Annotated in this window: 1 protein-coding gene; it reads right to left on the bottom strand. The window is 43.5% G+C overall.

Annotated elements, in window-relative coordinates; all coding sequences use genetic code 11:
* Positions 1–577 (bottom strand): non-ribosomal peptide synthetase (locus WBG07_RS19435; protein WP_340203806.1); only part of this gene is annotated, 577 nt, incomplete at both ends.

Genomic DNA, 577 nt, shown 5'->3' on the forward strand with positions numbered 1-577 from the left:
ATGGCCTTAATAGAATCTCCCCCCAGTTCAAAGAAGTTATGGGTGGTACTGATCTTTTCTGCTGACATCCCTAAAACAGAGGACCAGATCTTTACCAGTGCTAACTCGGTATCGGTGCTGGGAAATACAAAATCATCGGTCAGATCCATAACCACATCAGGTAAGGCCTTATAGTCTATCTTGCCATTACGCGTTAAGGGCAAAGAGGGCAAACCTATATAGAATCTAGGAATCATATAACTAGGTAAAATACCTTCTAATCCCGTTATGATCCCAGCATTGTCTATCCCTATATCTGTAACCAAGTAGCTTACCAATTGTAAACTCCCAGAGACTTCCCGTGCCATCACAAGTACCTTTGAGATACCCGTCACCTGAGTGATGCTGCTCTCTATCTCACCAGGTTCAATCCGATACCCGCGTATCTTTACCTGACGGTCTTTGCGACCTAAAAATTCTAATACACCATCTGAACGCCACCTCGCTAAATCTCCAGTCTTATACAACCTGCCTGTACCATAGGGATTCGCTATAAATTTCTCGGACGTTAATACATCTCGGTTTAAGTATCCCTCAC

It is taken from the genome of Ascidiimonas meishanensis (assembly GCF_037782385.1).
GTDB lineage: Bacteria > Bacteroidota > Bacteroidia > Flavobacteriales > Flavobacteriaceae > Ascidiimonas > Ascidiimonas meishanensis.